General features: G+C 64.0%; 25 protein-coding genes and 1 tRNA gene. 13 read left to right on the forward strand and 13 right to left on the reverse strand.

The window, feature by feature from the left end:
* Window positions 1–37: 37 nt before the first annotated feature.
* From IVA78_RS26475 to IVA78_RS26510, 8 genes are all read right to left on the reverse strand, one after another.
* Window positions 38–310 (reverse strand): DUF1150 domain-containing protein, encoded by a 273-nt coding sequence (locus IVA78_RS26475; protein WP_007598581.1) that lies wholly within the window; start codon window positions 308–310, stop codon window positions 38–40.
* Window positions 311–360: 50 nt separating this feature from the next.
* Window positions 361–786 carry an Hsp20 family protein gene (locus tag IVA78_RS26480; RefSeq protein ID WP_014438749.1) on the reverse strand — a complete coding sequence of 142 codons (426 nt, stop codon included), beginning with the start codon at window positions 784–786 and terminating at the stop codon, window positions 361–363.
* 381 nt (window positions 787–1,167) lie between these two features.
* The gene (locus tag IVA78_RS26485) at window positions 1,168–2,253 is read right to left on the reverse strand and encodes a sn-glycerol-3-phosphate import ATP-binding protein UgpC (protein WP_247468634.1); all 1,086 of its coding nucleotides are present in this window, start codon (window positions 2,251–2,253) and stop codon (window positions 1,168–1,170) included.
* Between the two features lie 20 nt (window positions 2,254–2,273).
* Complete coding sequence (gene ugpE, locus IVA78_RS26490) at window positions 2,274–3,122, reverse strand: sn-glycerol-3-phosphate ABC transporter permease UgpE (protein WP_247468636.1); 849 nt, start codon at window positions 3,120–3,122, stop codon at window positions 2,274–2,276.
* Window positions 3,122–4,003 carry a sn-glycerol-3-phosphate ABC transporter permease UgpA gene (gene ugpA, locus IVA78_RS26495; RefSeq protein WP_247303926.1) on the reverse strand — a complete coding sequence of 294 codons (882 nt, stop codon included), beginning with the start codon at window positions 4,001–4,003 and terminating at the stop codon, window positions 3,122–3,124. Before ugpA ends, ugpE begins: the two co-directional genes overlap by 1 nt.
* Before the next feature lie 49 nt (window positions 4,004–4,052).
* Window positions 4,053–5,369, reverse strand: a complete 1,317-nt coding sequence (gene ugpB, locus IVA78_RS26500; RefSeq protein WP_247468637.1) for a sn-glycerol-3-phosphate ABC transporter substrate-binding protein UgpB — start codon at window positions 5,367–5,369, stop codon at window positions 4,053–4,055.
* Between the two features lie 398 nt (window positions 5,370–5,767).
* Entirely contained in the window at window positions 5,768–6,973 is a 1,206-nt protein-coding gene (locus IVA78_RS26505) for a CaiB/BaiF CoA-transferase family protein (RefSeq protein ID WP_247468638.1), read from the reverse strand.
* A gap of 175 nt (window positions 6,974–7,148) precedes the next feature.
* Window positions 7,149–7,574 (reverse strand): organic hydroperoxide resistance protein, encoded by a 426-nt coding sequence (locus IVA78_RS26510; RefSeq protein WP_247468639.1) that lies wholly within the window; start codon window positions 7,572–7,574, stop codon window positions 7,149–7,151.
* A 153-nt stretch (window positions 7,575–7,727) separates the two neighbouring features.
* Here IVA78_RS26510 and IVA78_RS26515 point away from each other — a divergent pair, with 153 nt between their 5' ends.
* Window positions 7,728–8,189, forward strand: a complete 462-nt coding sequence (locus IVA78_RS26515) for a MarR family transcriptional regulator (protein ID WP_247468640.1) — start codon at window positions 7,728–7,730, stop codon at window positions 8,187–8,189.
* A 16-nt stretch (window positions 8,190–8,205) separates the two neighbouring features.
* Here the strand turns inward: IVA78_RS26515 and IVA78_RS26520 are convergent, their stop codons facing one another.
* The 3 genes from IVA78_RS26520 to IVA78_RS26530 all read right to left on the reverse strand — a co-directional run bounded on the left by IVA78_RS26520 (window position 8,206) and on the right by IVA78_RS26530 (window position 9,160).
* A complete protein-coding gene (locus IVA78_RS26520; protein ID WP_247276524.1) occupies window positions 8,206–8,448 on the reverse strand; it encodes a GIY-YIG nuclease family protein in 243 nt (80 codons plus the stop codon).
* Window positions 8,449–8,583: 135 nt separating this feature from the next.
* Window positions 8,584–8,659: transfer RNA gene (locus IVA78_RS26525), tRNA-Ala, on the reverse strand.
* Window positions 8,660–8,752: 93 nt separating this feature from the next.
* On the reverse strand, window positions 8,753–9,160 hold the full coding sequence (locus tag IVA78_RS26530; RefSeq protein ID WP_247276523.1) for a TIGR02300 family protein: 408 nt from the start codon (window positions 9,158–9,160) through the stop codon (window positions 8,753–8,755).
* A 160-nt stretch (window positions 9,161–9,320) separates the two neighbouring features.
* Here IVA78_RS26530 and aroA point away from each other — a divergent pair, with 160 nt between their 5' ends.
* From aroA to IVA78_RS26590, 12 genes are all read left to right on the forward strand, one after another.
* A complete protein-coding gene (gene aroA, locus IVA78_RS26535) occupies window positions 9,321–10,658 on the forward strand; it encodes a 3-phosphoshikimate 1-carboxyvinyltransferase (RefSeq protein WP_247468641.1) in 1,338 nt (445 codons plus the stop codon).
* Window positions 10,655–11,293, forward strand: a complete 639-nt coding sequence (gene cmk, locus IVA78_RS26540) for a (d)CMP kinase (protein ID WP_247276521.1) — start codon at window positions 10,655–10,657, stop codon at window positions 11,291–11,293. The genes aroA and cmk overlap by 4 nt, the downstream gene beginning before the upstream one ends.
* A 266-nt stretch (window positions 11,294–11,559) precedes the next feature.
* Window positions 11,560–13,266 (forward strand): 30S ribosomal protein S1, encoded by a 1,707-nt coding sequence (gene rpsA, locus IVA78_RS26545; protein ID WP_247276520.1) that lies wholly within the window; start codon window positions 11,560–11,562, stop codon window positions 13,264–13,266.
* A gap of 255 nt (window positions 13,267–13,521) precedes the next feature.
* The gene (gene sppA / locus IVA78_RS26550) at window positions 13,522–14,502 is read left to right on the forward strand and encodes a signal peptide peptidase SppA (RefSeq protein ID WP_247468642.1); all 981 of its coding nucleotides are present in this window, start codon (window positions 13,522–13,524) and stop codon (window positions 14,500–14,502) included.
* Between the two features lie 173 nt (window positions 14,503–14,675).
* Window positions 14,676–14,981, forward strand: a complete 306-nt coding sequence (locus IVA78_RS26555; protein WP_008539997.1) for an integration host factor subunit beta — start codon at window positions 14,676–14,678, stop codon at window positions 14,979–14,981.
* Window positions 14,982–15,051: 70 nt separating this feature from the next.
* Window positions 15,052–15,444, forward strand: coding sequence for a lipopolysaccharide assembly protein LapA domain-containing protein (locus IVA78_RS26560; protein ID WP_247468643.1), 393 nt, complete (start codon window positions 15,052–15,054; stop codon window positions 15,442–15,444).
* A 66-nt stretch (window positions 15,445–15,510) separates the two neighbouring features.
* Window positions 15,511–16,182: a phosphoribosylanthranilate isomerase gene (locus tag IVA78_RS26565; protein WP_247468644.1), complete on the forward strand. Its 672-nt coding sequence runs from the start codon at window positions 15,511–15,513 to the stop codon at window positions 16,180–16,182.
* A complete protein-coding gene (trpB, locus tag IVA78_RS26570; protein ID WP_247468645.1) occupies window positions 16,179–17,393 on the forward strand; it encodes a tryptophan synthase subunit beta in 1,215 nt (404 codons plus the stop codon). Before IVA78_RS26565 ends, trpB begins: the two co-directional genes overlap by 4 nt.
* Window positions 17,390–18,226 carry a tryptophan synthase subunit alpha gene (trpA, locus tag IVA78_RS26575; RefSeq protein ID WP_247468647.1) on the forward strand — a complete coding sequence of 279 codons (837 nt, stop codon included), beginning with the start codon at window positions 17,390–17,392 and terminating at the stop codon, window positions 18,224–18,226. Before trpB ends, trpA begins: the two co-directional genes overlap by 4 nt.
* Window positions 18,227–18,337: 111 nt before the next feature.
* Window positions 18,338–19,279, forward strand: a complete 942-nt coding sequence (accD, locus tag IVA78_RS26580) for an acetyl-CoA carboxylase, carboxyltransferase subunit beta (RefSeq protein ID WP_247468649.1) — start codon at window positions 18,338–18,340, stop codon at window positions 19,277–19,279.
* Complete coding sequence (locus IVA78_RS26585) at window positions 19,276–20,619, forward strand: folylpolyglutamate synthase/dihydrofolate synthase family protein (RefSeq protein WP_247276513.1); 1,344 nt, start codon at window positions 19,276–19,278, stop codon at window positions 20,617–20,619. Before accD ends, IVA78_RS26585 begins: the two co-directional genes overlap by 4 nt.
* Before the next feature lie 17 nt (window positions 20,620–20,636).
* Window positions 20,637–21,377: a metallophosphoesterase family protein gene (locus IVA78_RS26590; protein ID WP_247468651.1), complete on the forward strand. Its 741-nt coding sequence runs from the start codon at window positions 20,637–20,639 to the stop codon at window positions 21,375–21,377.
* 12 nt (window positions 21,378–21,389) lie between these two features.
* On the opposite strand, the gene IVA78_RS26595 is transcribed toward IVA78_RS26590, so the two are convergent.
* Both IVA78_RS26595 and trxA read right to left on the reverse strand, forming a co-directional pair.
* A complete protein-coding gene (locus tag IVA78_RS26595) occupies window positions 21,390–22,397 on the reverse strand; it encodes an ATP-dependent DNA ligase (protein ID WP_247468678.1) in 1,008 nt (335 codons plus the stop codon).
* 145 nt (window positions 22,398–22,542) lie between these two features.
* Window positions 22,543–22,863, reverse strand: a complete 321-nt coding sequence (trxA, locus tag IVA78_RS26600) for a thioredoxin (RefSeq protein WP_074121876.1) — start codon at window positions 22,861–22,863, stop codon at window positions 22,543–22,545.
* Window positions 22,864–22,904 lie beyond the last annotated feature (41 nt).

The raw sequence follows: 22,904 nt of genomic DNA on the forward strand, positions 1-22,904 counted from the left end.
ATGCCCGTTTGAAACCCTGTTCGCGCGACGCGCGTGCTCAGTGCACGCTCACCGCTTGCAGCTCGTTGCTCCAGGCATTGGCGATCGCGGCTTCGCGGCTGTCGGTCAGCATGATCGGCGTGCCGTCGGCGGCGTGGAGCGCGAAGAGTTTTAAGCCCGGCGCGATTTTCGGTGCTTCGGGAAACAGGCCCGGCACGTCCTCCGAGCGGATCTGCTTCACATAGGCGATATGGCCTTCGCCGAGGGTTGCCAGCGTCTCGGGCGAGACATTCTTGGCTTCGTATTCGAACGCAACGTGACCTTCACTCATGGTCTCGACTCCTCTGGAACACTAAGCGGTCGAGTCCGCTACTCGTTCCATTATTCGTGTTCATTGATAGCGATTGTCTTAACGATCCTCTCCGGTTCAGGCCGGGCCAGATCGACCGACAACAGCCCGTTCTTCAGATCCGCACCCAGCACCAGCATCCCCTCCGCCAGCACGAAGGTGCGCTGGAAGTGGCGGGCGGCGATCCCGCGATGGATGTATTGCCGGGTCTTGTCGTCCTGCTGCCGCCCGCGGATCACGAGCTGGTTTTCCTCAATAGTTACATCGAGTTGGTCGCGGGTGAAGCCGGCGACCGCCAGCGTGATGCGCAAACGCTCGGGCTGGCCGTCCGACCGGTCGCACCTCTCGATATTGTAGGGAGGATAACCGTCGGCACCTTTGACGACCCGATCGAGCACGCGCTCGATCTCGTCGAAGCCCAGCAGGAAGGGACTGGAGAGCGTTGGAACACGAGACATAGTTTACAAAGTCCTCGCAGAAGCGACTTTGGTGTGTCGGAGCCCGCAAGCGGCACCCCTTGGTCAGCAATATGGGCATATCCCCGTGTGGGTTCAAGCAGGTAGCAGGAGCCCTGCACAGGTGGCATTCCCGCATGTGATGCGCTTTGCTTCGCGCCGGGCGTTTCCACATCGTCATGGCCGGGGCATGGCCGTCCGTAGGACGGCGTCGCTACCGCTCGCCGATATCCCCACGACCTTTCTCTCGACAGCCAGAGCAACGCCCGGGACAAGTTCGGGGACGGCAAATTGCAGGCCGATTTATGTCAATGAAAACAAGGCCCCGCTACTGTGCATGGGGTTGTTTTCGCACTTTTTGTTAGCTGTCCCTTCGGAACCCGGTCAGGCTTCCAACCGCTTCCGCCCATCGCCGCTGAACAAATGCAGCTTTTGGCGAACCGCTGCGACGCGGATCTGCTGGCCGATGGCTGGCGCCTCGGTTCCGGGAAGGCGGACGATGACCTCGCCGGGCGGCAGCTCGCCGGGCGTGGCGGCGACGCGCTGGTCTTCCTGAGCCCGCGAGCCGTAGACGAAGGTTTCGGCGCCGACGCGTTCGATCGCTTCAACGGTAAGTGGCAGCGCGACGCCGCCGGCGGGCGTCTGGTCGGTGATGACGAAGTCTTCGGGACGGATGCCGAGGATGCCGGCTTCGCCCGCGCTGCCGCCGAGCTGCGACTTGATCTCGTCGGGACGGGTGGACATCAGGTTCATCGGCGGCGCGCCGATGAAAGAGGCGACGAAGGTCGTGGCCGGCTTCTGGTAGATCGCGAGCGGATTACCGACCTGCTCGACCTGGCCGCCATTCATCACGACCAAAATGTCGGCGAGCGTCATCGCCTCGAGCTGGTCATGGGTGACGTAGATCGACGTCGTGTTGAGCCGGCGCTGCAATCTGCGGATCTCGACGCGCATCGCGATGCGCAGCTTGGCATCGAGATTGGAGAGCGGCTCGTCGAACAGAAACACCTTCGGCTGGCGCACGATGGCGCGGCCCATGGCGACGCGCTGGCGCTGGCCGCCGGAAAGCTGGCGCGGCTTGCGCTCCAGCATGGCGGAGAGCTCGAGCACGCGCGCCGCTTCCCCGACGCGGGTCTTGATCTCGGCTTCCGCCATTCCGCGGTTGCGCAGGCCATAGGCCATGTTGTTGTAGACGCTCATATGCGGATAGAGCGCGTAGTTCTGAAACACCATCGCGATGTCGCGATCGGCGGGCTCGACCTGGTTGACGACGCGGCCGCCGATGTCGATCTCGCCGCCGGTGACGGTCTCTAGCCCCGCAACCATGCGCAGCAAGGTCGACTTGCCGCAGCCGGACGGGCCCACCAGCACGCAGAACTGGCCGTCGCCGACATCGACGTCGATGCCCTTGATGGCTTCGAAGCCGCCGGGATAGGTCTTGCGAACGTTGCGCAGGGTGACGTTAGCCATGAAAACTCACTTGCAAGAACCTACTTCTCCGTCTCGACCAGGCCGCGCACGAACAGCTTCTGCATGGCGACGACGACGAACACCGGCGGCAGCATGGCCAGCACGGCAGTTGCCATCACGATCGGCCATTCGGTCAGCGCGTCGGTGGTGGTGATCATCTTGCGGATGCCGATCTGGATCGTCTGCATGTCGTCGCGGGTGGTGATCAGCAGCGGCCAGAGATATTGATTCCAGCCGAGGATGAACAGGATGACGAACAGCGCCGCCATGTTGGTGCGCGACAGCGGCAACAGCGTATCCCAGAAGAAGCGCAAGGGACCGGCGCCGTCGATCCGCGAGGCTTCCAAAAGCTCGTCCGGCACGGTCATGAAGAACTGACGGAACAGCAGCGTTGCGGTGGCCGACGCGATCAGCGGCAGCGACAGGCCGGCATAGCTGTCGAGCATGTGCAGATCGGCGACGATCTTGTAGGTCGGATAGATGCGCACCTCGACCGGCAGCATCAGGGTGATGAAGATCAGCCAGAAGATCGGCATCCGGAACGGAAAGCGGAAATACACGATCGCATAGGCCGAGATGATCGAGATCGCGATCTTGCCGATCGCGATCAAGAGCGCCATCACCAGCGAGTTCAGCATCATGTTGCCGACCGGTTCGCGGGTCGAGCCGCTCGTGCCGATGAAGATCGTCTGGTAGTAAGTCTTGAAGAAATGACCGCCGGGCAGCAGCGACATCTGTCCGTTCGCGATCAGCGCGTTGTCCTGGGTCGAGGCGACGATCGCGATGTAGACGGGGAAGGCGACGATCGCGATCCCGATCCAGAGGATGATATGAGCGACGTAGCGCCGAAAGCCTTCTTCCTCGACCATCAGTAGGTCACCTTGCGTTCGACGAAGCGGAACTGGATTCCCGTCAGCACGATCACCATGATCATCAGGATCACCGATTGCGCCGCGGAGCTGCCGAGATTGCCGCCGAGCAGGCCGTCGGAATAGACCTTGTAGACCAGCGTCTCCGTCGACTTGCCGGGACCGCCGCGGGTCATGGTGTCGATGATGCCGAACGTGTCGAAGAAGGCGTAGACGATGTTGACGACCAAAAGGAAGAAGATGGTCGGCGACAGCAGCGGGAAGGTCACGGTCCAGAACCTGCGCATCGGGCGCGCGCCGTCGATCGCGGCGGCCTCGAGCACGCTTCGCGGGATGCTCTGCAGGCCCGCGAGGAAGAACAGGAAATTATAGGAGATCTGCTTCCAGGCGGCGGCGAGGATGATCAGCGTTGCGGCCTGGTCGCCGTCGAGCAGCGGATTCCAGTCGATGCCCAGGACGCGCAAATAGCGCGAGAGCACGCCCAGCGAGGGATGCAGCATGAAAATCCAGAGCACGCCGACGACCGGCGGCGCCACCGCATAGGGCCAGATCAGCAGCGTGCGGTAGAGCATCGAGCCGCGCAGCGGCTTGTCCGCCATCACGGCGAGGAGCAGCGCAAAGGATAGCGATGAGACCGCGATGGCGAACGAGAAGAAGAAGGTCCGCACGATCGCTTCGAAATAGGCGCGGTCCTGCAGAAGCTCGAGATAGTTGTCGAACCAGACGAAGCTCGTCGAAAGACCGAAGGCGTCCTGGAGCAGGAAGGACTGGATCACTGCCTGCAACGCCGGCCAGTAGAAGAAAATCAGGACGATCGCGAGCTGCGGCGCAACCAGCGCGTAGGGCAATAGCTTCGATTGGAAAATGGCTTGCTTTTGCATGATGCGCGCAGGAGCGGCAGGCCGGGTTACCGGCCTGCCGCCGATCGCCTCACTTCACGGCGGTCTTTTCGAACTGCCGCAGCATCGTGTTGCCGCGTTCGACCGCGGCATCGAGCGCCTGCTTGGCGGTCTTCTTGCCGGCGAGCGCCTGCTCGATCTCTTCCGACCAGACGTCACGGAGCTGCACCATGTTGCCAAGGCGCAGGCCGCGGGAATTCTCGGTCGGCTCCTTGTTGGTCAGCTCGAGCAGCGGCGTCTCGAGATAGGGCTGGTCCTTGTAGAAGCCTTCCGCCTTGGCCTTCTCATAGGCCGCTTTGGTGATCGGCAGATAGCCCGAGGCCTTGTGGATATAGACCTGGCGGTCGGTGTCGGAGAGGAAGCCCAGGAACTTCGCGACGCCCTTGTACTCGTCGGCCGACTTGCCGCCCATCACCCAGAGCGAGGCGCCGCCGATGATCGAGTTCTGCGGTGCGCCCTTCACGTCGGGATAATAGGGCATCGGTACGGCGGTGAAGGCGAACTTGGCTTGCGCCTTGACGTTGCCGAAGAACGCCGAGGAGGTCAGATAGAGCGGGCATTCACCTGACGTGAAGCGGCCTTCGCCGGTGTTGGTGCGGCCGGCATAATCGTAGGTCTTGTCCTTCTGGAGCTCGACCAGCTTCTCGAGGTGCTTGACCTGAAGCGGGCCGTTGAATTCAAGCACGGTGTCGAATCCGTCGAGGCCGTTGGCCTTGGTCGACAGCGGCACGTTGTGCCAGGCGGAGAGCTGTTCGAGATTGACCCAGGTGACCCAGGAATTGGAGAAGCCGCAGGTGGGGTGGCCGTTGTCGTGCAGCTTCTTGGCGGCATCGAACACTTCAGGCCAGGTCTTCGGGATTGCGACGTTCGCCTTCTTCAGCTCGTCGAGGTTGACCCACATCACCGTCGACGACGAGTTGAACGGGAAGGACAGCATCTCGCCCTTCGAGGTCGAGTAATAGCCGGTGATCGCGGGCAGGTAGGCCTTCGGATCGAACTTCTCGCCGGTCTCGGCCATCAGCTTGTACACCGGCTTCACCGCGCCGGTCGCCGCCATCATGGTGGCGGTGCCGACCTCGAACACCTGCATGATGTGCGGCGCATTGCCGGCGCGGAAGGCCGCGATGCCGGCGTTCATCGTGTCGGGGTAGTTGCCCTTGTAGGTCGGGATTACCTTGTAGTCGCTCTGCGACGCGTTGAAGTCGGTGGCGAGCTTGACGATGACGTCGTTGTTGGCGCCGGTCATCGCGTGCCACCACTGGATCTCGGTCACGGCCAGGGCCGGCGAGGCCATCATGCCGACCGTGACTGCGACAGCCGCAGCCGCACCAAAATGTCGAAGAGCCATCAAGAAAACCTCCCTTGCCCGTCAATAAAGAAGCGCTTGCGCTAGCAGTGCCATATGACGTTCACATGACTGTGTAAGCGGCCGAAACGAAAGCGGCAAGCGCTGGAAAAGGGAAGCCGGAAAATAGGCGAAGGCGTGCGGGAGACCGCGCCGTGCGTTCGCGCTGCACACGCGTGCTCGCGCCGCAGTGCGGCATTGGATGACGTGAGTTGTCCATCAGGCGGCGATCTCGAACACCTCTCCCGCTTGCGGGAGAGGTCGCGCCGAAGGCGCGGGTGCGGGCTCTCTCCGCTTGGGGATTGTCCCGTTCTGGAGACGCCCTCTCCCCAACCCTCCCCCGCAAGCGGGGAGGGAGCGCACCGCCGTTGCGGCAACGCTGAAGTCTATTTCACGAGGCCTCAGCGCTTACGCTCGGGGCCGCAGACCACGCCCTTTTCGACCATCGCGTCGATGTCCGCCCGGGAGTAGCCGAACTCGCCCAGCACCTCAGCCGCGTGCTGGCTGAATTTCGGCGGCAGGCGGCGCAGGCTCGGCTTGCTGCGGTCGAGCCGGATCGGCGAGGCGACGCCCTTGTACCAATCCTTCTCGATGATATCGCCGCGCGCGATCGTGTGCGGATTGGTCAGCGCCTGGTCGATCTTCTGCACCGGGCCAGCGGGCAGGCCCGCCGCGAGCAGGCGGTTGCACAGCGGCTCGGCCTCGTGCTGGCTGAACACCGCGGCGAGTTCGGCGCGCAGCGCCTCGCGATTGGCGATGCGGTCCTTGTTGCGGGCAAAGCGCGGATCGGTGCCGAGCTCGGGCTTGCCGATCTCCTTGGCGAGCTTGCGGAACGTGCCGTCGTTGCCGACGCCGATGAAGATGTTGTCGGTTTTCGTCGGGAAGATCGCGTAAGGCACGAGGTTGGGATGCTCGTTGCCGGTGAGCGCGGGTGGCTTGCCATGCATGAAATAATTGGCGGTGTGCGGATGCATGATGGCAAGGCCGGTCTCGTACAGCGTCGTCTCCAGGAACTGGCCCCTGCCGGAGCGCTGGCGCTCCGACAGCGCCATCAGGATGCCGATCGCCGCGTACAGGCCAGTGGTGATGTCGACCAGCGGCACGCCGATCCGCATCGGGCCGCTCTCCAGCGAGCCGGTCGCCGCGATCATGCCGGTCATGGCCTGGATGATGGCGTCATAGCCGGGATTGCCGCCGCGCGGGCCGTCGGCGCCGAAGCCGCAGATCCGGCAGTGCACGAGGCGCGGGAATTTTGCGCGCAGCACCTCGTTGCCGATGCCCCATTTCTCCAGCGTGCCTGGCTTGAAGTTCTCGATCAGGACGTCGGCCGTCTCCAGCATCTTCAGCAGCACGGCGCGGCCGCCTTCGGAGGCGAGGTCGAGGCCGATCGAGCGCTTGTTGCGGTTGATGCCGACGAAATAGGCCGCATCCTCCTCATGGAAGGGAGGGCCCCATTCGCGCACCTCGTCGCCCGCGGGCGGCTCGACCTTGATCACGTCGGCGCCGTGGTCGGCGAGGATCTGGGTGCAGTAGGGACCGCCGAGCACGCGCGTGAGATCGATGACGCGCAATCCGCTCATGGCACCTGTGGCGGCTTCAGAACTCATGCCTTCGCTTCCCCTGTGTCGATGCTTGATCACAGGCCTAGCGAGGTTCGTGCATCCCAGCAATGGCTTCGCGCGTAGGGCCGCATGCGCCGCCGCGGCGCAATCCCAGAATGGCAAACCAATGGGAAGCGGCCAGCCCGAGGGGGATCTCGGGCCAGCCAATCCGCAATTGCGGTCAGACGACCGTCAGACGAACGTCGACATTGCCGCGCGTGGCGTTGGAGTACGGGCACACCTGGTGCGCCTTCTCGACCAGCGCCTCAGCCTCGGCGCGAGCCAGACCCGGCAGCGAGACGGCGAGATCGATGTCGAGACCGAAACCGCCCTCGGAGCGCGGGCCGATGCCGACGGTCGAAGTGACGGACGCATCATTGGGAACCTTGGGGCCGCCCTGCGACGCCACGAACTTCATCGCGCCGATGAAGCAGGCCGCATAGCCCGCCGCAAACAGCTGCTCGGGGTTGTTGCCGGCGCCGCCTCCGCCGCCGAGCTCCTTCGGCGTGGTCAGCTTGACGTCTAGGGCGCCGTCGAGCGTTGCAGCATGGCCGTCGCGGCCGCCGGTCGCCTTGGCACTGGTCTTGTAGAGGACGTTCACGGACATTTTCATCTCCCTGGGGGTTCGGGTGGACGCGATCTGTATCGCTGACAATTAGATCGCGCACAACTGAAATTACAGTGCCTCACATTTAATTGTTGGCAATTGAATTTACGGCCGCCCGACCCCACAATACGGGCAAATCCCGTGAGAGTCCCCATGGCCCGGAAACCATCGGCAGTGGACGCGCCGCTGCGGCTCGACAATCAGATCTGCTTTGCGGTCTATTCGGCCGCGCATGCTTTCAATCGTGTCTACAAGCCGCTGCTCGGTCGGCTCGGCCTGACCTATCCGCAATATCTGGTGATGCTGGTGCTATGGGAGCGCGACGACGTACCGGTGAGGGACATCGGCGAGAAGCTGTTCCTGGATTCGGGCACGCTGACGCCGCTGCTCAAGCGGCTCGAGGCCGCCCATCTCGTGAGGCGCACCCGCTCGAGCGAGGACGAGCGTCAGGTGCTGATCGCCCTGACGCCGCAGGGCCAGGCGCTGAAGGACAAGGCACGCAGCGTGCCGCAATCCATTCTGGCGGCCTCGGATTGCTCGGTGCCGGAACTGGTCGCAATGAAGGACGAGATCGTCGCATTGCGCGACCGGCTCAATGCGGTGATCGGGGAGTAGGGGAGTTCGTCAGAGCCTAGGAAAGCCGCTTCTTCGTGAAGGCGCGGCCGGAATGAGACTTCAGGTACTTTTCAAACGCCAGAGCTTTATACTTGTCGGGGAAGGCGCAGTACCAGATCAGTTTCCAAGGCTTATATTTAGCGGTGTGGCTAGATTTGCCGGCATTGTGTTCCGGAATTCGCCGCTTCAAATCTTCCGTGGCGCCGATGTATTCCTGATCAGGAAAGTCAACGCTTTGGAGAATGTAGACGTACCACATTGACGGCTATCGCCTGGGTAGTCGTTAGGTGGGCGTCGCACCAGTCCGTCTTCGCCCTTCGGGCTACGCCGGACACCACGCTTTACCCTTCGGGCTTCGCGTGGCTGCGCCACGCGAAGCCCGAAGGGCGAAGCGTGGTGGAGCCAGGCGGGATCGAACCGCCGACCTCTTGCATGCCATGCAAGCGCTCTCCCAGCTGAGCTATGGCCCCTTAACTTAGACCGGATGAACCTGGTGGATCACCCCAACCGGCGAGCCCTGGTGACTCGTGCGGTGCACCCTTTTTCACAGATCAGGGCTGATCTCAAGTCTCTTCATCACCTCCGACATCACCAATGATGTCGGTTACGTCCTCATCGCCTTCTTCGTCGTCGGCAATGAAGGTCGAATCGTCGTCATCGTCATCCTCGATGGTCTCGTCGACCTCGATGTCGTCCTCGGACTCCGGAACGACGGCCTTGACCTTGCCGGTGTTCTCCTCGGCGTCGGCCTCCTCGAGCGAGACCAACTCCTCGGCCTCTGCCGGCTCCGGCGTCGTGTCCGGGGCCACGTTGCGGGCTTCGGCGCCGCGGGACGCACGTGCGGGCGCGACCGGGGCGATCGGCACCACTTCGCCGGTATAGGGCGAGATCACCGGATTCTTGTTGAGGTCATAGAACTTCTTGCCCGTGGTCGGGCAAATACGTTTAGTTCCGAGTTCGGACTTGGCCACGGCAGGAATCCTGGGAATGTCTGAAAAGCGGTGCTTCACTTGGCTAGTTGGCGGCCCGCTGTCAATAGCGCATTACGGGAGAACGACATGCCCGTGACGGGGCGCGGACCATGTGGTACCTGCGCCCCAGCCCCATAGGGGCGCATCCAAGGACACAATCTTGACCCATTCCGACCAACCGAGGCCGCTGCAGTCTCGCGCCAGCGGCCCCCTGACCGGGAAAGTACGGGTACCTGGCGACAAGTCGATCTCCCATCGCGCCCTGATCCTGGGGGCGCTCGCGGTCGGCGAGACCCGGGTTTCGGGACTGCTCGAGGGCGAAGACGTCCTCAACACCGCCAAATCCATGCAGGCGCTGGGCGCCAGGGTTGAGCGCACCGGCGATTTCGCCTGGACGGTGAACGGTGTCGGCGTCGGTGGCTTCGCCCAGCCCAAGGCGGCGCTGGATTTCGGCAATTCCGGCACCGGCTGCCGCCTGGTCATGGGTGCCGTCGCGGGTTGCCCGATCTCGGCGGTGTTCGATGGCGACACCTCGCTGCGCAGCCGCCCGATGCGCCGGATCCTCGATCCACTCGAACAGATGGGCGCCAGGGCCTTGTCGGGCAGCGAGGGCGGCCGTCTGCCGCTGACCCTGCAGGGCGCGCGCGATCCGCTGCCGATCACCTACAAGACCCCGGTCGCCTCGGCCCAGATCAAATCGGCCGTGCTGCTCGCGGGCCTGGCTGCGCCGGGCACAACCACGGTGATCGAGACCGAGGCGAGCCGCGACCATACCGAGCTGATGCTGCAGCATTTTGGTGCCGCCATCACCTCCACGAAGGAAGGCCAGCACGGCCGCCGCATCACGCTTCAAGGCCAGCCAGAGCTGCACGGTGCCAACGTCATCGTGCCGGCCGACCCGTCCTCGGCGGCCTTCCCCGTCGTTGCCGCGCTGATCGCCGATGGCTCCGACGTCGTCCTGTCCGACGTAATGACCAATCCGCTGCGCACCGGCCTGTTCACCACGCTGCGCGAAATGGGCGCCTCGATCGAGGAGAGCGACGTGCGACGCGACGCCGGCGAGCCGATGGCCCAGCTGCGCGTGCGCGCGTCGAAGCTGCGCGGCGTCGAGGTGCCGCCGGAGCGCGCGCCCTCGATGATCGACGAATACCTCGTATTGGCCGTCGCGGCCGCTTTCGCCGAGGGCACGACCATCATGCGCGGCCTGCAAGAGCTGCGCGTCAAGGAATCCGACCGGCTCGAGGCCACGGCCGACATGCTTCGCGTCAACGGCGTCAAGGTCGAGGTCTCCGGTGACGATCTGATCGTCGAAGGCCGCGGTCACGTGCCCGGCGGGGGCGTTGTTGCCACCCACATGGACCATCGCATCGCGATGTCCGCGCTGGTGATGGGTTGCGCGTCCGACCAGCCGGTCGGCGTCGACGACACCGCCTTCATCGCCACCAGCTTTCCGGATTTCATTCCGATGATGCGTTCGCTAGGGGCCGAGTTTTCATGATCATCGCCATCGACGGGCCCGCAGCCTCGGGCAAGGGGACGCTCGGCAAGCGCCTCGCCCACCATTACGGTTATCGCCATCTCGATACCGGCGTCATCTATCGCGCAGTGGCTTACGAGCTGATGCAGTCCGGTCATGATCTCCGCGACGAGGCAGCCGCGGTCGCGGCGGCGCTGGAACTCGACCCCGAAAAGTTCGGCAATCCCGTCCTCAAGACCCAGACGGTCGGCGAGGGGGCCTCCATCGTCTCGGCCATTCCGAGAGTCCGCGAAGTCCTGGTCAATTTCCAGCGGCAATTCGCCGCCGATCCGCCCGGCGCCGTGCTCGATGGCCGGGACATTGGAACCGTGATCTGCCCCCATGCCGACGTGAAGATTTTCGTGGTCGCCGACCCCAGGGTCCGCGCTCACCGCCGGACCATGGAGGCGCGGGCGCGGGGCGAAGAGGCGGACGAGGCGGCCGTGCTCGCCGACATCATGCAGCGCGACGAGCGCGACAAGAACCGGCCGATTGCGCCTTTAAAGCCGGCGCCGGATGCTTACTTGCTTGATAACTCCCAACTGGATATAGAAGGCGGCGTCCGGGCCGCCATCGACATTATCGAGGCCGTCCGAGCGGGCCGGTCGCGGGGTTAAGCCGCAGCCGTCATTGGAGGAAGCGCCCGCTCCCGCTCTTTGAGGTCGATAACCTTCGGTCCCTATTTGGGGCCGACGCGATCCAGGCTCCGGACAAGAATTTCCACGTATCGAACGCGCGGGCCTCAGCCGGCCCGCTTCCGCTGCTCCAGCACCGAGCCGGAGCCGCGAGCGGTCGCTCGAAGGTCTTGCGGACCTTCCGACACTGCGTGTGCGATGCGCCCATGAACCCAACGGCCGGCAAGACTTCCGCAACTGGAGAACAAATGGCTTCGACTTCTGCTGATACCTATAGCCCCTCGCGCGACGATTTCGCCGCGATGCTCGACGAATCCTTCGCAGGCGGCAACCTGCAGGAAAGCTCCGTCGTCAAGGGCAAGGTGGTTGCAATTGAAAAGGACATGGCCGTCATCGACGTCGGCCTGAAGACCGAGGGCCGCGTTGCCCTGCGCGAATTTTCCGGCCCCGGCCGTGACAGCGAGATCAAGGTCGGCGACGAGGTGGAAGTGTTCCTCGATCGCATCGAGAACGCCCTCGGCGAAGCCGTGCTGTCGCGCGACAAGGCGCGCCGCGAAGAGAGCTGGGGCAAGCTCGAGAAGGCGTTCCAGAACAACGAGAAGGTCAACGGCGTCATCTTCAACCAGGTCAAGGGCGGCTTCACCGTCGACCTCGACGGTGCCGTGGCCTTCCTGCCGCGCTCGCAGGTCGACATCCGTCCGATCCGCGACGTCGCGCCGCTGATGAACAATTCGCAGCCGTTCCAGATCCTCAAAATGGACCGCCGTCGCGGCAACATCGTCGTGTCCCGCCGCACCGTGCTGGAAGAGACCCGCGCCGAGCAGCGTCAGGAGCTGGTGCAGAATCTCGAAGAGGGTCAGGTCATCGACGGCGTGGTCAAGAACATCACCGACTACGGTGCGTTCGTTGATCTCGGCGGCATCGACGGCCTCCTGCACGTCACCGACATCGCCTGGCGCCGCGTCAACCATCCGACCGAGGTGCTCTCGATCGGCCAGACCGTGAAGGTCAAGATCATCAAGATCAACCACGAGACGCACCGCATCTCGCTGGGCATGAAACAGCTCTTGGATGATCCGTGGCAGGGCATCGAAGCCAAGTACCCGCTGGGTGCCCGCTTCACCGGCCGCGTCACCAACATCACCGACTACGGCGCGTTCGTCGAGCTCGAGCCGGGCATCGAAGGCCTGATCCACGTCTCCGAGATGTCGTGGACCAAGAAGAACATGCACCCCGGCAAGATCGTTTCGACCTCGCAGGAAGTCGACGTGCAGGTGCTGGAAGTCGATTCCGTCAAGCGCCGCATCTCGCTCGGCCTCAAGCAGACCATGCGCAACCCCTGGGAGGTCTTCGTCGAAGCTCACCCGACCGGTTCGGTGGTCGAAGGCGAGGTCAAGAACAAGACCGAGTTCGGTCTGTTCCTGGGTCTCGAAGGCGACGTCGACGGCATGGTCCACCTCTCCGACCTCGACTGGAAGCTTCCGGGCGAGCAGGTGATCGACAACTACAAGAAGGGCGATATGGTCAAGGCCGTGGTGCTCGACGTGGACGTCGAGAAGGAGCGCATCTCGCTTGGCATCAAGCAGCTCGAAGGCGACCCCTTCGCCGAGCCGGGCGATGTCAAGAAGGGCGCGGTCGTGACCTGCGAAGTGCTCGAAGTGAAGGAGAGCGGCATCGAGGTGAAGATCGCCGGTACCGACTTCTCGACCTTCATCAAGCGCTCGGAGCTCGCCCGTGACCGCAACGACCAGCGCGCCGAACGCTTTGCCGTCGGCGAGAAGGTCGATGCCCGCGTGATCCAGTTCGACAAGAAGGCCCGCAAGGTCCAGGTGTCGATCAAGGCGCTCGAAGTCGCCGAAGAAAAGGAAGCCATCGCGCAGTACGGCTCCTCCGATTCGGGGGCAACGCTCGGCGACATCTTGGGCACCGCGCTCAAGAACCGCGACAACAAGTAAGCGAAACGCACGTTTCGCTGCATCGAAGCCCCGGCGCGAGCCGGGGCTTTTTGTTGCGTGCTCGCGGCCCGGATGGAGCGCAGCGTCATCCGGGAAAGTCCTTGCGCCGCCAATCCCGGATTGCGCTTCGCTCCATCCGGGCTAGGACGGGCCTTGTTTTCTTCAAATTGCGCCGCAATTGATGTATCGAGAATAAGCCGACGGTCACGCTGTGACGGCACAACGCGCTCCGTCTTTCTTTTTGGAGATATTCCGATGTCGCTGGATTCGGACATCATCGTCGATCGCCGCAGGATCCGCCGCAAGCTGACGTTCTGGCGCGTGATGGCCGCGCTGATCGCGATCGCGGCGATCGCGAGCTTTGCGCTGATCGCGACACCAGGTGCGCGCGGCACGTTCGCGTCTGCCGGTTCGATCGCGCGCGTCCACATCGAGGGCCTGATCCGCAGCGATTCCGATCGCACCCAGGCGCTGGAGCGGCTGGAGAATTCGCAGGCCGCTGCCGTCATCGTTCACGTCAACTCGCCGGGCGGCACCACCGCCGGCTCCGAGCAGCTCTACGATTCGCTCACCCGACTGAAGGCGAAGAAGCCGCTCGTCATCGTGGTCGAGGGCCTTGCCGCCTCCGGCGGCTACATCACCGCGATCGCCAGCGACCACATCATCGCCCAGCAGAGCTCGCTGGTCGGCTCGATCGGCGTGTTGTTTCAATACCCCAATGTCTCCGAGTTGCTGAAGACCATCGGCGTCAAGGTCGAGGAGGTGAAGTCGTCGCCGCTGAAGGCCGCGCCCAACGGTTTCGAGCCCACCAGCCCCGAGGCGCGGGCCGCGCTCGATGCGCTGGTGAAGGATTCCTACGCCTGGTTCAGAGGCCTGGTGAAGGAACGGCGTGGCATGGATGACACGCTGCTCGAGAAAGTGGCCGATGGCCGCGTCTTCACCGGCCGCCAGGCGATCGATCTCAAGCTGATCGACCAGATCGGTGACGAGAAGACGGCGGTGACTTGGCTGGTCGAGCAGAAGGGCGTCAAGAAGGGGCTCAGCGTGCGCGATTACAAGCTCGAGCCGCGCTTCGGCGATCTGCCATTCCTCAAGTCGGCCGCCGCCGTGACGCTAGAAGCGCTGGGTTTGAGCTCGATTGCGCATCAAATCGGGCAAACCGGCGTCGTACAGGCGGTTGATCGGTTCGGAATGGATGGAATGCTCGCCCTCTGGCAGCCGGCCGCGTCAAACTGACCGGAATCGAGGCGAGCGTGCGGGGGTTTTCCCGCGTGACGGGTGCCGGCACAGCCTGCTTTTTCGGCATTTGTCACGCATTTTCACGACGCTCAATCTTGATTTAGCGTCTTGACAGATCAAGGTATTTTCACGGAAATGGTCATCCGCACGCTCCCGGGTCCTATCTCTCGATGATCAAATCCGAACTTGTTCAGCGTATCGCCGAGCACAACCCGCATCTGTACCAGCGGGATGTCGAGAACATTGTGAATGCGATTCTCGAAGAGATCGTAGCGGCCCTCGCACGCGGTGATCGCGTCGAGCTGCGCGGCTTCGGTGCCTTCTCGGTCAAGCATCGCCCTGCACGCGCCGGGCGTAATCCGCGCACCGGCGCTCATGTGCCTGTCGACCAGAAGAGCGTCCCGTTCTTCAAGACCGGCAAGGAAATGCGCGAGCGGCTGAACCGCGACCATCCGGATCCCGGCGCGGCAGATTGAGCCGGGCATCAGGATTTCTGCGGTCGCGCATGATGCGGCCGCAAGCTTGATTCAAGGCGAGCGAAGCGAGATGCGAAAGTTCCTGACCGCGCTGATCGTGATTCCGCTGAGCCTGCTCCTGCTGGTTTTCGCCGTCGCCAACCGGCATTTCGTCACCGTCTCCTTCGATCCCTTCATGTCGGCCGACCCCTCGCTGTCGGTCACCTTGCCGCTGTTCCTGCTTTTGATCCTGGTCGCTGCCCTTGGTGTGCTGACGGGTGGATGCGCAGTCTGGCTCGGCCAGTGGCACTGGCGGCGCGCGGCGCGCCGGAATGAGGCGGATGCACGCGCTGCCAGGGGCGAACTGGCCGATCTGCGGGCCCAAATGGCGGCGGCAAGGCCCGAGTCCCAGCGCCTCCCAGTCCCTTCGGGGGTCGGCCTTTATGGGCCCATCGGGCGAGACAAGCAGCGCGCGACGTTGTAGAAGCGGCCGCAACCGAAAGCCCTGTTTTCCGGCCGCGGGCCCGCGGCCTCCATCCGCTTTGAGACCATGTCCCTGCTCGTCAAAATCTGCGGTCTGTCCACGCCCGAGACGCTCGAGGTGGCGCTCGAGGCGGGTGCCGACATGGTGGGTTTCGTGTTCTTTCCGCCGTCGCCGCGGCACCTGTCGCTGGAAGCGGGACGCGCTCTCGGGCGCCAGGTGAAGCGGCGTGCGCTCAAGGTCGCGCTGATCGTCGATGCCGACGATGCCATGCTCGACAACATCATGGACGCGCTGTCGCCGGACATTCTTCAGCTCCATGGCAAAGAGAGCGTGGCGCGGCTGCGCGACATCAAGCAGCGGTTCGGCCGTCCGGTGATGAAGGCGGTGCCGGTCGCCACATCTGCCGATCTCGCGGTGCTGCCCGGCTACGCCGCAGTCGCCGACCGCATCCTGTTCGATGCGCGCGCACCGAAAGATGCAACCCGCCCCGGTGGTCTCGGCGCGCCCTTCGACTGGCACCTGCTCCAAAATCTCGATGTGAGCCTGCCCTACATGGTCTCGGGCGGGCTTCACGCCGACAACGTTGCGGAAGCCCTCCGCGTCACCGGAGCCGGCGGCGTCGACGTCTCCTCCGGTGTCGAGAGCGCTCCGGGCGTGAAAGATCCGGAGATGATCAAGGCCTTCATCCGCGCCGCGCGCGCCAGCCAAGATACGAGCCAAGAGTTGAGTGTCCGATGAACGTCGCCAAACCCAATTCTTACCGTAGTGGCCCCGACGAGCGCGGCCATTTCGGCATTTTCGGCGGCCGCTTCGTCGCCGAAACCTTGATGCCGCTGATCCTCGATCTGGAGAAGGCCTATACCGAAGCCAAGGCCGATCCGGCGTTCCAGGCCGAGATGAACGGCTACCTCAAGAACTATGTCGGCCGGCCCTCGCCACTCTATCTCGCTGAGCGCCTGAGCGAGCATCTCGGCGGCGCCAGGATTTATCTCAAGCGCGAGGAGCTCAACCACACCGGCTCACACAAGGTGAACAATGTGCTCGGCCAAATCATGCTGGCGCGGCGCATGGGCAAGAAGCGCATCATCGCCGAGACCGGCGCCGGCCAGCACGGTGTCGCCACCGCGACGCTGTGCGCGCGCTTCGGCCTCGAATGCGTGGTCTATATGGGCGCCGTTGACGTCGAGCGGCAGCAGCCCAACGTCATCCGCATGGAGATGCTGGGCGCCAAGGTGATGCCGGTGCAGTCAGGCACGCGCACGCTGAAGGACGCCATGAACGAAGCGCTGCGCGACTGGGTCACCAACGTGCACAACACGTTCTATTGCATCGGCACGGTGGCGGGCCCGCATCCCTATCCGACGCTGGTGCGCGACTTCCAGTCGATCATCGGCAACGAGACCAAGACGCAGATGCAGGAGATCGAGGGCCGCTTGCCGGACTCGCTGGTGGCCTGCATCGGTGGCGGCTCGAATGCGATGGGCCTGTTCCATCCGTTCCTCGATGATCCCTCCGTCGAGATCTTCGGCGTCGAAGCCGCGGGCCACGGACTCACGCAGCTGCACGCCGCCTCGATCGCGGGCGGCCGTCCCGGCGTGCTGCACGGCAACCGCACCTATCTTCTCATGGATGCGGACGGTCAGATCCAGGACGCGCATTCGATCTCGGCCGGTCTCGACTATCCCGGCATCGGCCCCGAACATTCCTGGCTGCACGAGGTCGGGCGCGTCAAATATCTCTCCGCGACGGACGACGAAGCACTCGCTGCGTTCCAATTGCTGTCGCGGCTGGAAGGCATCATTCCCGCGCTCGAGCCGGCGCACGCCATCGCCAAGGTGATGGAGCTCGCGCCGAAGCGGCCTCGGGATCACCTGATGGTCGTCAATCTCTCCGGCCGCGGCGACAAGGACGTCCCGCAAGTCGGCGACATCCTGAGGGGCAAGAAGTGACCACGCGTATCGACACCCGTTTTGCCGAGCTTGCGAAGCAGGGCCGCTCGGCTTTCGTCACCTATGTGATGGCCGGCGATCCCGATCGCACGACTTCGCTCGAGATCGTCAAGGCGCTCCCCAAGGCAGGCGCCGACGTCATCGAGCTCGGCATTCCCTTCACCGATCCGATGGCCGACGGTCCGTCGATCCAGGCTGCAGGTCTGCGCGCGCTCAAGAACGGCATGACTTTGAAGAAGACGCTGGAGCTGGTGCACGACTTCCGCAAGGACGACGACGTCACGCCGCTGGTGCTGATGGGCTATTACAATCCGATCTACATTTACGGCGTCGACAAGTTCTTGGCTGATGCCAAGACGGCCGGCGTTGACGGGCTGATCATCGTGGACTTGCCGCCGGAGGAGGACGACGAGCTCTGCATTCCGGCGCTGAAGGCGGGCCTGAACTTCATTCGCCTGGCGACCCCGACCACCGACGACAAGCGTCTGCCCGCGGTGCTCGCGAACACATCGGGTTTTGTCTATTACGTCTCGATTGCCGGCATCACCGGTGCCGCGGCGGCGGATGCGAATGCCGTCGGTCAAGCTGTCGCGCGCATCAAGCGGCATACCAAGCTGCCGATCTGCGTTGGTTTTGGCATCCGCACGCCGGAGGCGGCGCGCGCCATTGCCGAGAAGGCCGATGGTTCGGTCGTCGGCACGGCACTGGTCGATGCGCTCAAGAACAGCCTCGACGCCGACGGGCGAGCGACCGATAAAACCGTTGACGCGGTCGCCGAGCTGACGGCGGCCCTGGCCCAGGGCGTCAAGGGGGCGCAGCAAGCGGCGGAATAGGCCATAGTTCCGCTTTCCGGGCAGGCGACACAGCAGCTTGCCGGGCAGCGGCCCGGCCGCCATATATTCTACAGGCGACCCGCGAGGCGGGTTCGCGCATCGGAGCAAAGCATGAACTGGCTTACCAATGTGGTCCGGCCGAAGATCCGCAACATGCTGCGGCGGGAGACGCCGGAGAATCTGTGGATCAAGTGTCCGGATTCCGGACAGCTCGTGTTCTACAAGGACGTCGAGGCCAACCAGTTCGTCATCCCCGGCTCGAACTACCACATGCGCATGGGCGCGGTGGCGCGGTTGAAGTCGATCTTCGACAACGAGACCTGGTTCGACGTCGCGCTGCCCGAGGTCACGCCCGACCCGCTCAGGTTTCGCGACGAGAAAAAATACGTCGACCGCATCAAGGATGCGCGCGCGCGCACCAACCTCAACGACGCGATCAAGGTCGGCTACGGCAAGCTTGAAGGCTCCGCCGTCGTCGTCGCCGTGCAGGACTTCGATTTCATGGGCGGCTCGCTCGGCATGGCCGCGGGCGAAGCCATCGTGCGTGGAATGGAGCTCGCGGTCGAGAAGAAGTCGCCATTCATCGTGTTTGCCGCATCGGGCGGCGCGCGCATGCAGGAAGGCATTTTGTCGTTGATGCAGATGCCGCGCACCACGGTGGCGGTGCAGATGCTGCGTGAGGCAAAACTGCCCTATATCGTCGTGCTGACCAATCCGACCACCGGCGGTGTCACCGCGTCCTACGCCATGCTGGGCGACGTGCACATTGCCGAGCCCGGCGCGTTGATCGGTTTCGCCGGCGCGCGCGTGATCGAGCAGACCATCCGCGAAAAGCTCCCCGAGGGGTTCCAGCGCGCAGAGTATCTGAAGGAGCACGGCATGGTCGACATGGTCGTACATCGCCACGAATTGCGTCCGACCCTGGCACGGCTCTGCCGCCTGCTGACCAAGGCGCCGGCGCAGGAAGGCGCATCGAAATCGGTGCAGCCGGTCGCGAGCCCCGCGCAGATCGTATCGGCCGCCGAGACGGCGCCGGCTGCGCCCCACGCGTGAACGCGTCCTCTGACAGCACAAAGCCGCCGCTCGGCGAACTGATCGGGCGGCTGTCGGCCCTGCATCAGAAACGCATCGATCTCGGGCTCGAGCGGATGCATCGTCTGCTCGCGCGGCTCGGCCATCCCGAACGCAAGCTGCCGCCGGTGATCCATATCGCCGGCACCAACGGCAAGGGCTCCACGCTCGCCTATCTGCGCGCGACGCTGGAGGCCGCAGGCTTGCGCGTCCACGCCTATACCTCACCCTATCTCGTCCGCATCAACGAATGCTTCCGGCTCGGTCGCGTCGGCGGCGGCGTGCTCGTCAGCGATGATGAACTGCGCACCGCTCTGGAAGAGATCGAGCGCGCCAATGCCGGCGAGGCTGCGACATTGTTCGAGCTGAAGACCGCCGCGGCCTTTCATCTGTTCGCGCAAAATGCGGCCGACGTGGTGCTGCTCGAGGTTGGTCTCGGCGGCCGGCTCGATTCGACCAATGTGGTCGATGCGCCGGCGGCCTGCGTGATCACGCCTGTCAGCATGGACCACATGGACTTCCTCGGCGACACCCTGGCATCCATCGCCGGCGAGAAGGCCGCGATCATCAAGCGTGGCGCGCCCGTGATTTGTGCCGAGCAGGCTGCCGAGGCGATGACCGTGATCGAAGCACAGGCCAGGCGCATGCGCGCGCCGCTGTTTGCGGCGAACGAAAGTTGGCACGTCAATGTCGAGCGCGGACGTCTGGTCTATTCCGACGATCGCGGCCTGATGGATCTTGCGGCGCCGCGCCTGTTCGGCCGCCACCAGTTCGACAATGCCGGCCTTGCAATCGCGACGCTGCGCGCCGTCCCGGCGTTCAAGGTCAGCCAGACGGCGTTCGAGGCCGGTATCGTGGGGGCGGAATGGCCGGCACGAATGCAGCGCATCACCTCGGGGGAGCTGCTCTCTTGGGGACCGCAGGGCTCGGACATCTGGCTCGATGGTGGGCACAATGCGGAAGGCGGCCGCGTGGCGGCCGCCGCGCTCGGTGATCTCGAAGAGCGGGTGTCGCGGCCGCTGGTCGTCATCGCCGGCATGATGGCCAACAAGGACGCGCAGGGTTTTCTTGCCAATTTCGCCGGGCTTACCCGTCACATCATCGCGGTGCCGATCCCTGATACCGAGAACGCGATGCCGGTCGACCGCCTGGCGGACGCCGCGCGCAGCCTCGGCATGCGTGTGGAGCCCGCGCCCGGCATCGAAGCTGCGCTGCGCGCATTGGCGAAGCTCGCCTACGAGGTGCCGCCGCGCATCCTGATCACCGGCTCGCTGTATCTGGCCGGCCACGTGCTCGCAATCAACGGCACGCCTCCTGCATAGCGACTAGGGTGACCACGATGCGTTTTGCTGCGATTGCCGACGTCCACGGAAACTACCTCGCGCTCGAAGCGGTGCTCGCCGATATCCGCACCCTCGGCATTGCCGACATCGTCAATCTCGGCGACATGCTGAGCGGGCCGCTCGATGCGCGCAGGACGATCGAGATCTTGATGAGGCTCGACGCCGTGCACGTGCTTGGCAATCACGATCGCTATCTGCTCGACCGCGCTCCGGAAAAGATGGGCTCGTGGGATCGTCCCGCCCATGCGCAGATCGACGCCGCGCAGCTCGACTGGCTGCGCGCGCAGCCGATGACACGGGTCTTCCGAGAACAGGTGTTCCTTTGCCACGCGACGCCCGGCAGCGACGAGGTGTACTGGCTCGATACCGTGCGTCCCGACGGTACGGTGGCGCTATCGCCGCTCGATCGCATCGAACCATTCGCGCAAGGCATCACGCAGTCGTTGATCCTCTGCGCCCACACCCACCTTGCGCGGGCCGTGCGCCTGCGCGACGGGCGGCTGATCGTCAATCCCGGCAGCGTCGGCAGTCCCGGCTTTCGGGACAAGCATCCATTCCCGCATGTCGTCGAAGCCGGCACGCCGCACGCGCGTTATGCCGTTCTCGAACTCGCTGACGGCGCTTGGCAGGTGACGTTCCGCCACGTCGCTTATGATCACGAGGCCATGGCCGCGCTGGCGCGGCGCAACAATCAGCCAGAACTGGCGAATGCATTGGCGACGGGGTGGATCAAGTAGCTGCGGCTACGTTCACTTCAATAATTTCATCGGATCGGCCACTTTCTGCGTCAACTGCTCGAACGTGCATTGCCGTGGTGCCTTGTCGGGACGCCAGCGCAGGATCGAGGTGCCGTGGCGAAAGCGTTCTCCGCTGAAATGGTCGTAGCAGACCTCGATCACCAACTTCGGCTTGAGCGGACACCATTTGGCCGAGCGCTCGGTGGACCAGCGGCTCGGTCCGCCCGGGGCGTTGCCGGTGAAACCGGGCTCGCCAATCAATGCCTCCAGGCGATCGGTCAGGGCCGGCTTCTCCTGCGCCTTGATGGCCGAGGTGAAGCCGACATGGTGCAGCAAGCCATTGTCGTCATAGAGCCCGAGCAGCAGCGAGCCGACCACGTTGCGGCCGCCGATCTTGTTGCTGGCATAGCGGAAGCCGCCGACCACGCAATCGGCGCTGCGAAACTTCTTGATCTTCTGCATGCCCTCGCGCGTTCCCGCCTGGTAGGGCAGGTCGATGCGCTTGGCGATGACGCCGTCCGAGCCGCCGCCCGACTGCGCCAGCCATTTTTGGGCGGTGGCGTAGCTCGTCGTCGCCGGCGAGAGATGGAAGAGGCTGTTCTTCAAATGGTCTTTCGCAAAAGCTTCCAGGAGCGGGCGCCGTTCGCTCAGCGATTTTCCGGCAAGCTGCTTCTCCTTGGCCGTTTCGAGCAGGTCGAAGACGAGGTAGAGCGCCGGCGTATCCTGCGAGAGTTTCTTCACGCGGCTTGCGGCGGGATGGATTCGTTGCAGCAATGCGTCGAAGGAAAAGCCCTTGCCGTGCGGCACGACGATCTCGCCGTCGAGCGTGAAACGATCCGCTTTCAGGCTCAGCGCGGCGGCGACGATCTCAGGAAAATAGCGCGCGAGATCCTCGCCGGACTTCGAGCGAAGATCGACGTTGCTGCCACTGCGCGCCAGCAAGCAGCGGAAGCCATCCCACTTCGGCTCGTACTGCCATTCCTTGCCGCGCGGGATCGTCTCGACCGATTTCGCCTCCATTGCTACGAGAGAGGCCGATTTTCGGGCGCGTTTTGCGGGAGGGGCTGGCAAGGGCTGGGACTCGTCCTACGCTGAACATGTCCCGTCAACGCAAAGCGGCCGGCTTTCGCCGGCCGCTTTCGAAAATAATCCTGCGCGAGGCGGATCAGACCGCGGAGGTGATCCACTGCTGAAGCTTCGCCTTCGGGGCCGCGCCCACTTGGCGGGAAGCCATCTCACCGCCCTTGAAGATCATCAGGGTCGGGATCGACATGACGCCGTACTTGGACGCGGTCTTCGGACTCTCGTCGACGTTGAGCTTCACGATCTTGACCTTGTCGCCCATCGCGCCGGCAATCTCGTCGAGGGCGGGCGCGATCATGCGGCAGGGGCCGCACCATTCGGCCCAGAAATCGACGACCACGGGGCCGTTCGCCTTGAGCACTTCGGTTTCGAAATCGGCGTCGGAAACCTTGCTAACGGCCATTGGAATACCTCACTCGGTTGAAAGAATCGGCGCGACCTGGA

Origin of the sequence: Bradyrhizobium sp. 137 (genome assembly GCF_023074095.1) — a bacterium.
Lineage (GTDB): Bacteria > Pseudomonadota > Alphaproteobacteria > Rhizobiales > Xanthobacteraceae > Bradyrhizobium.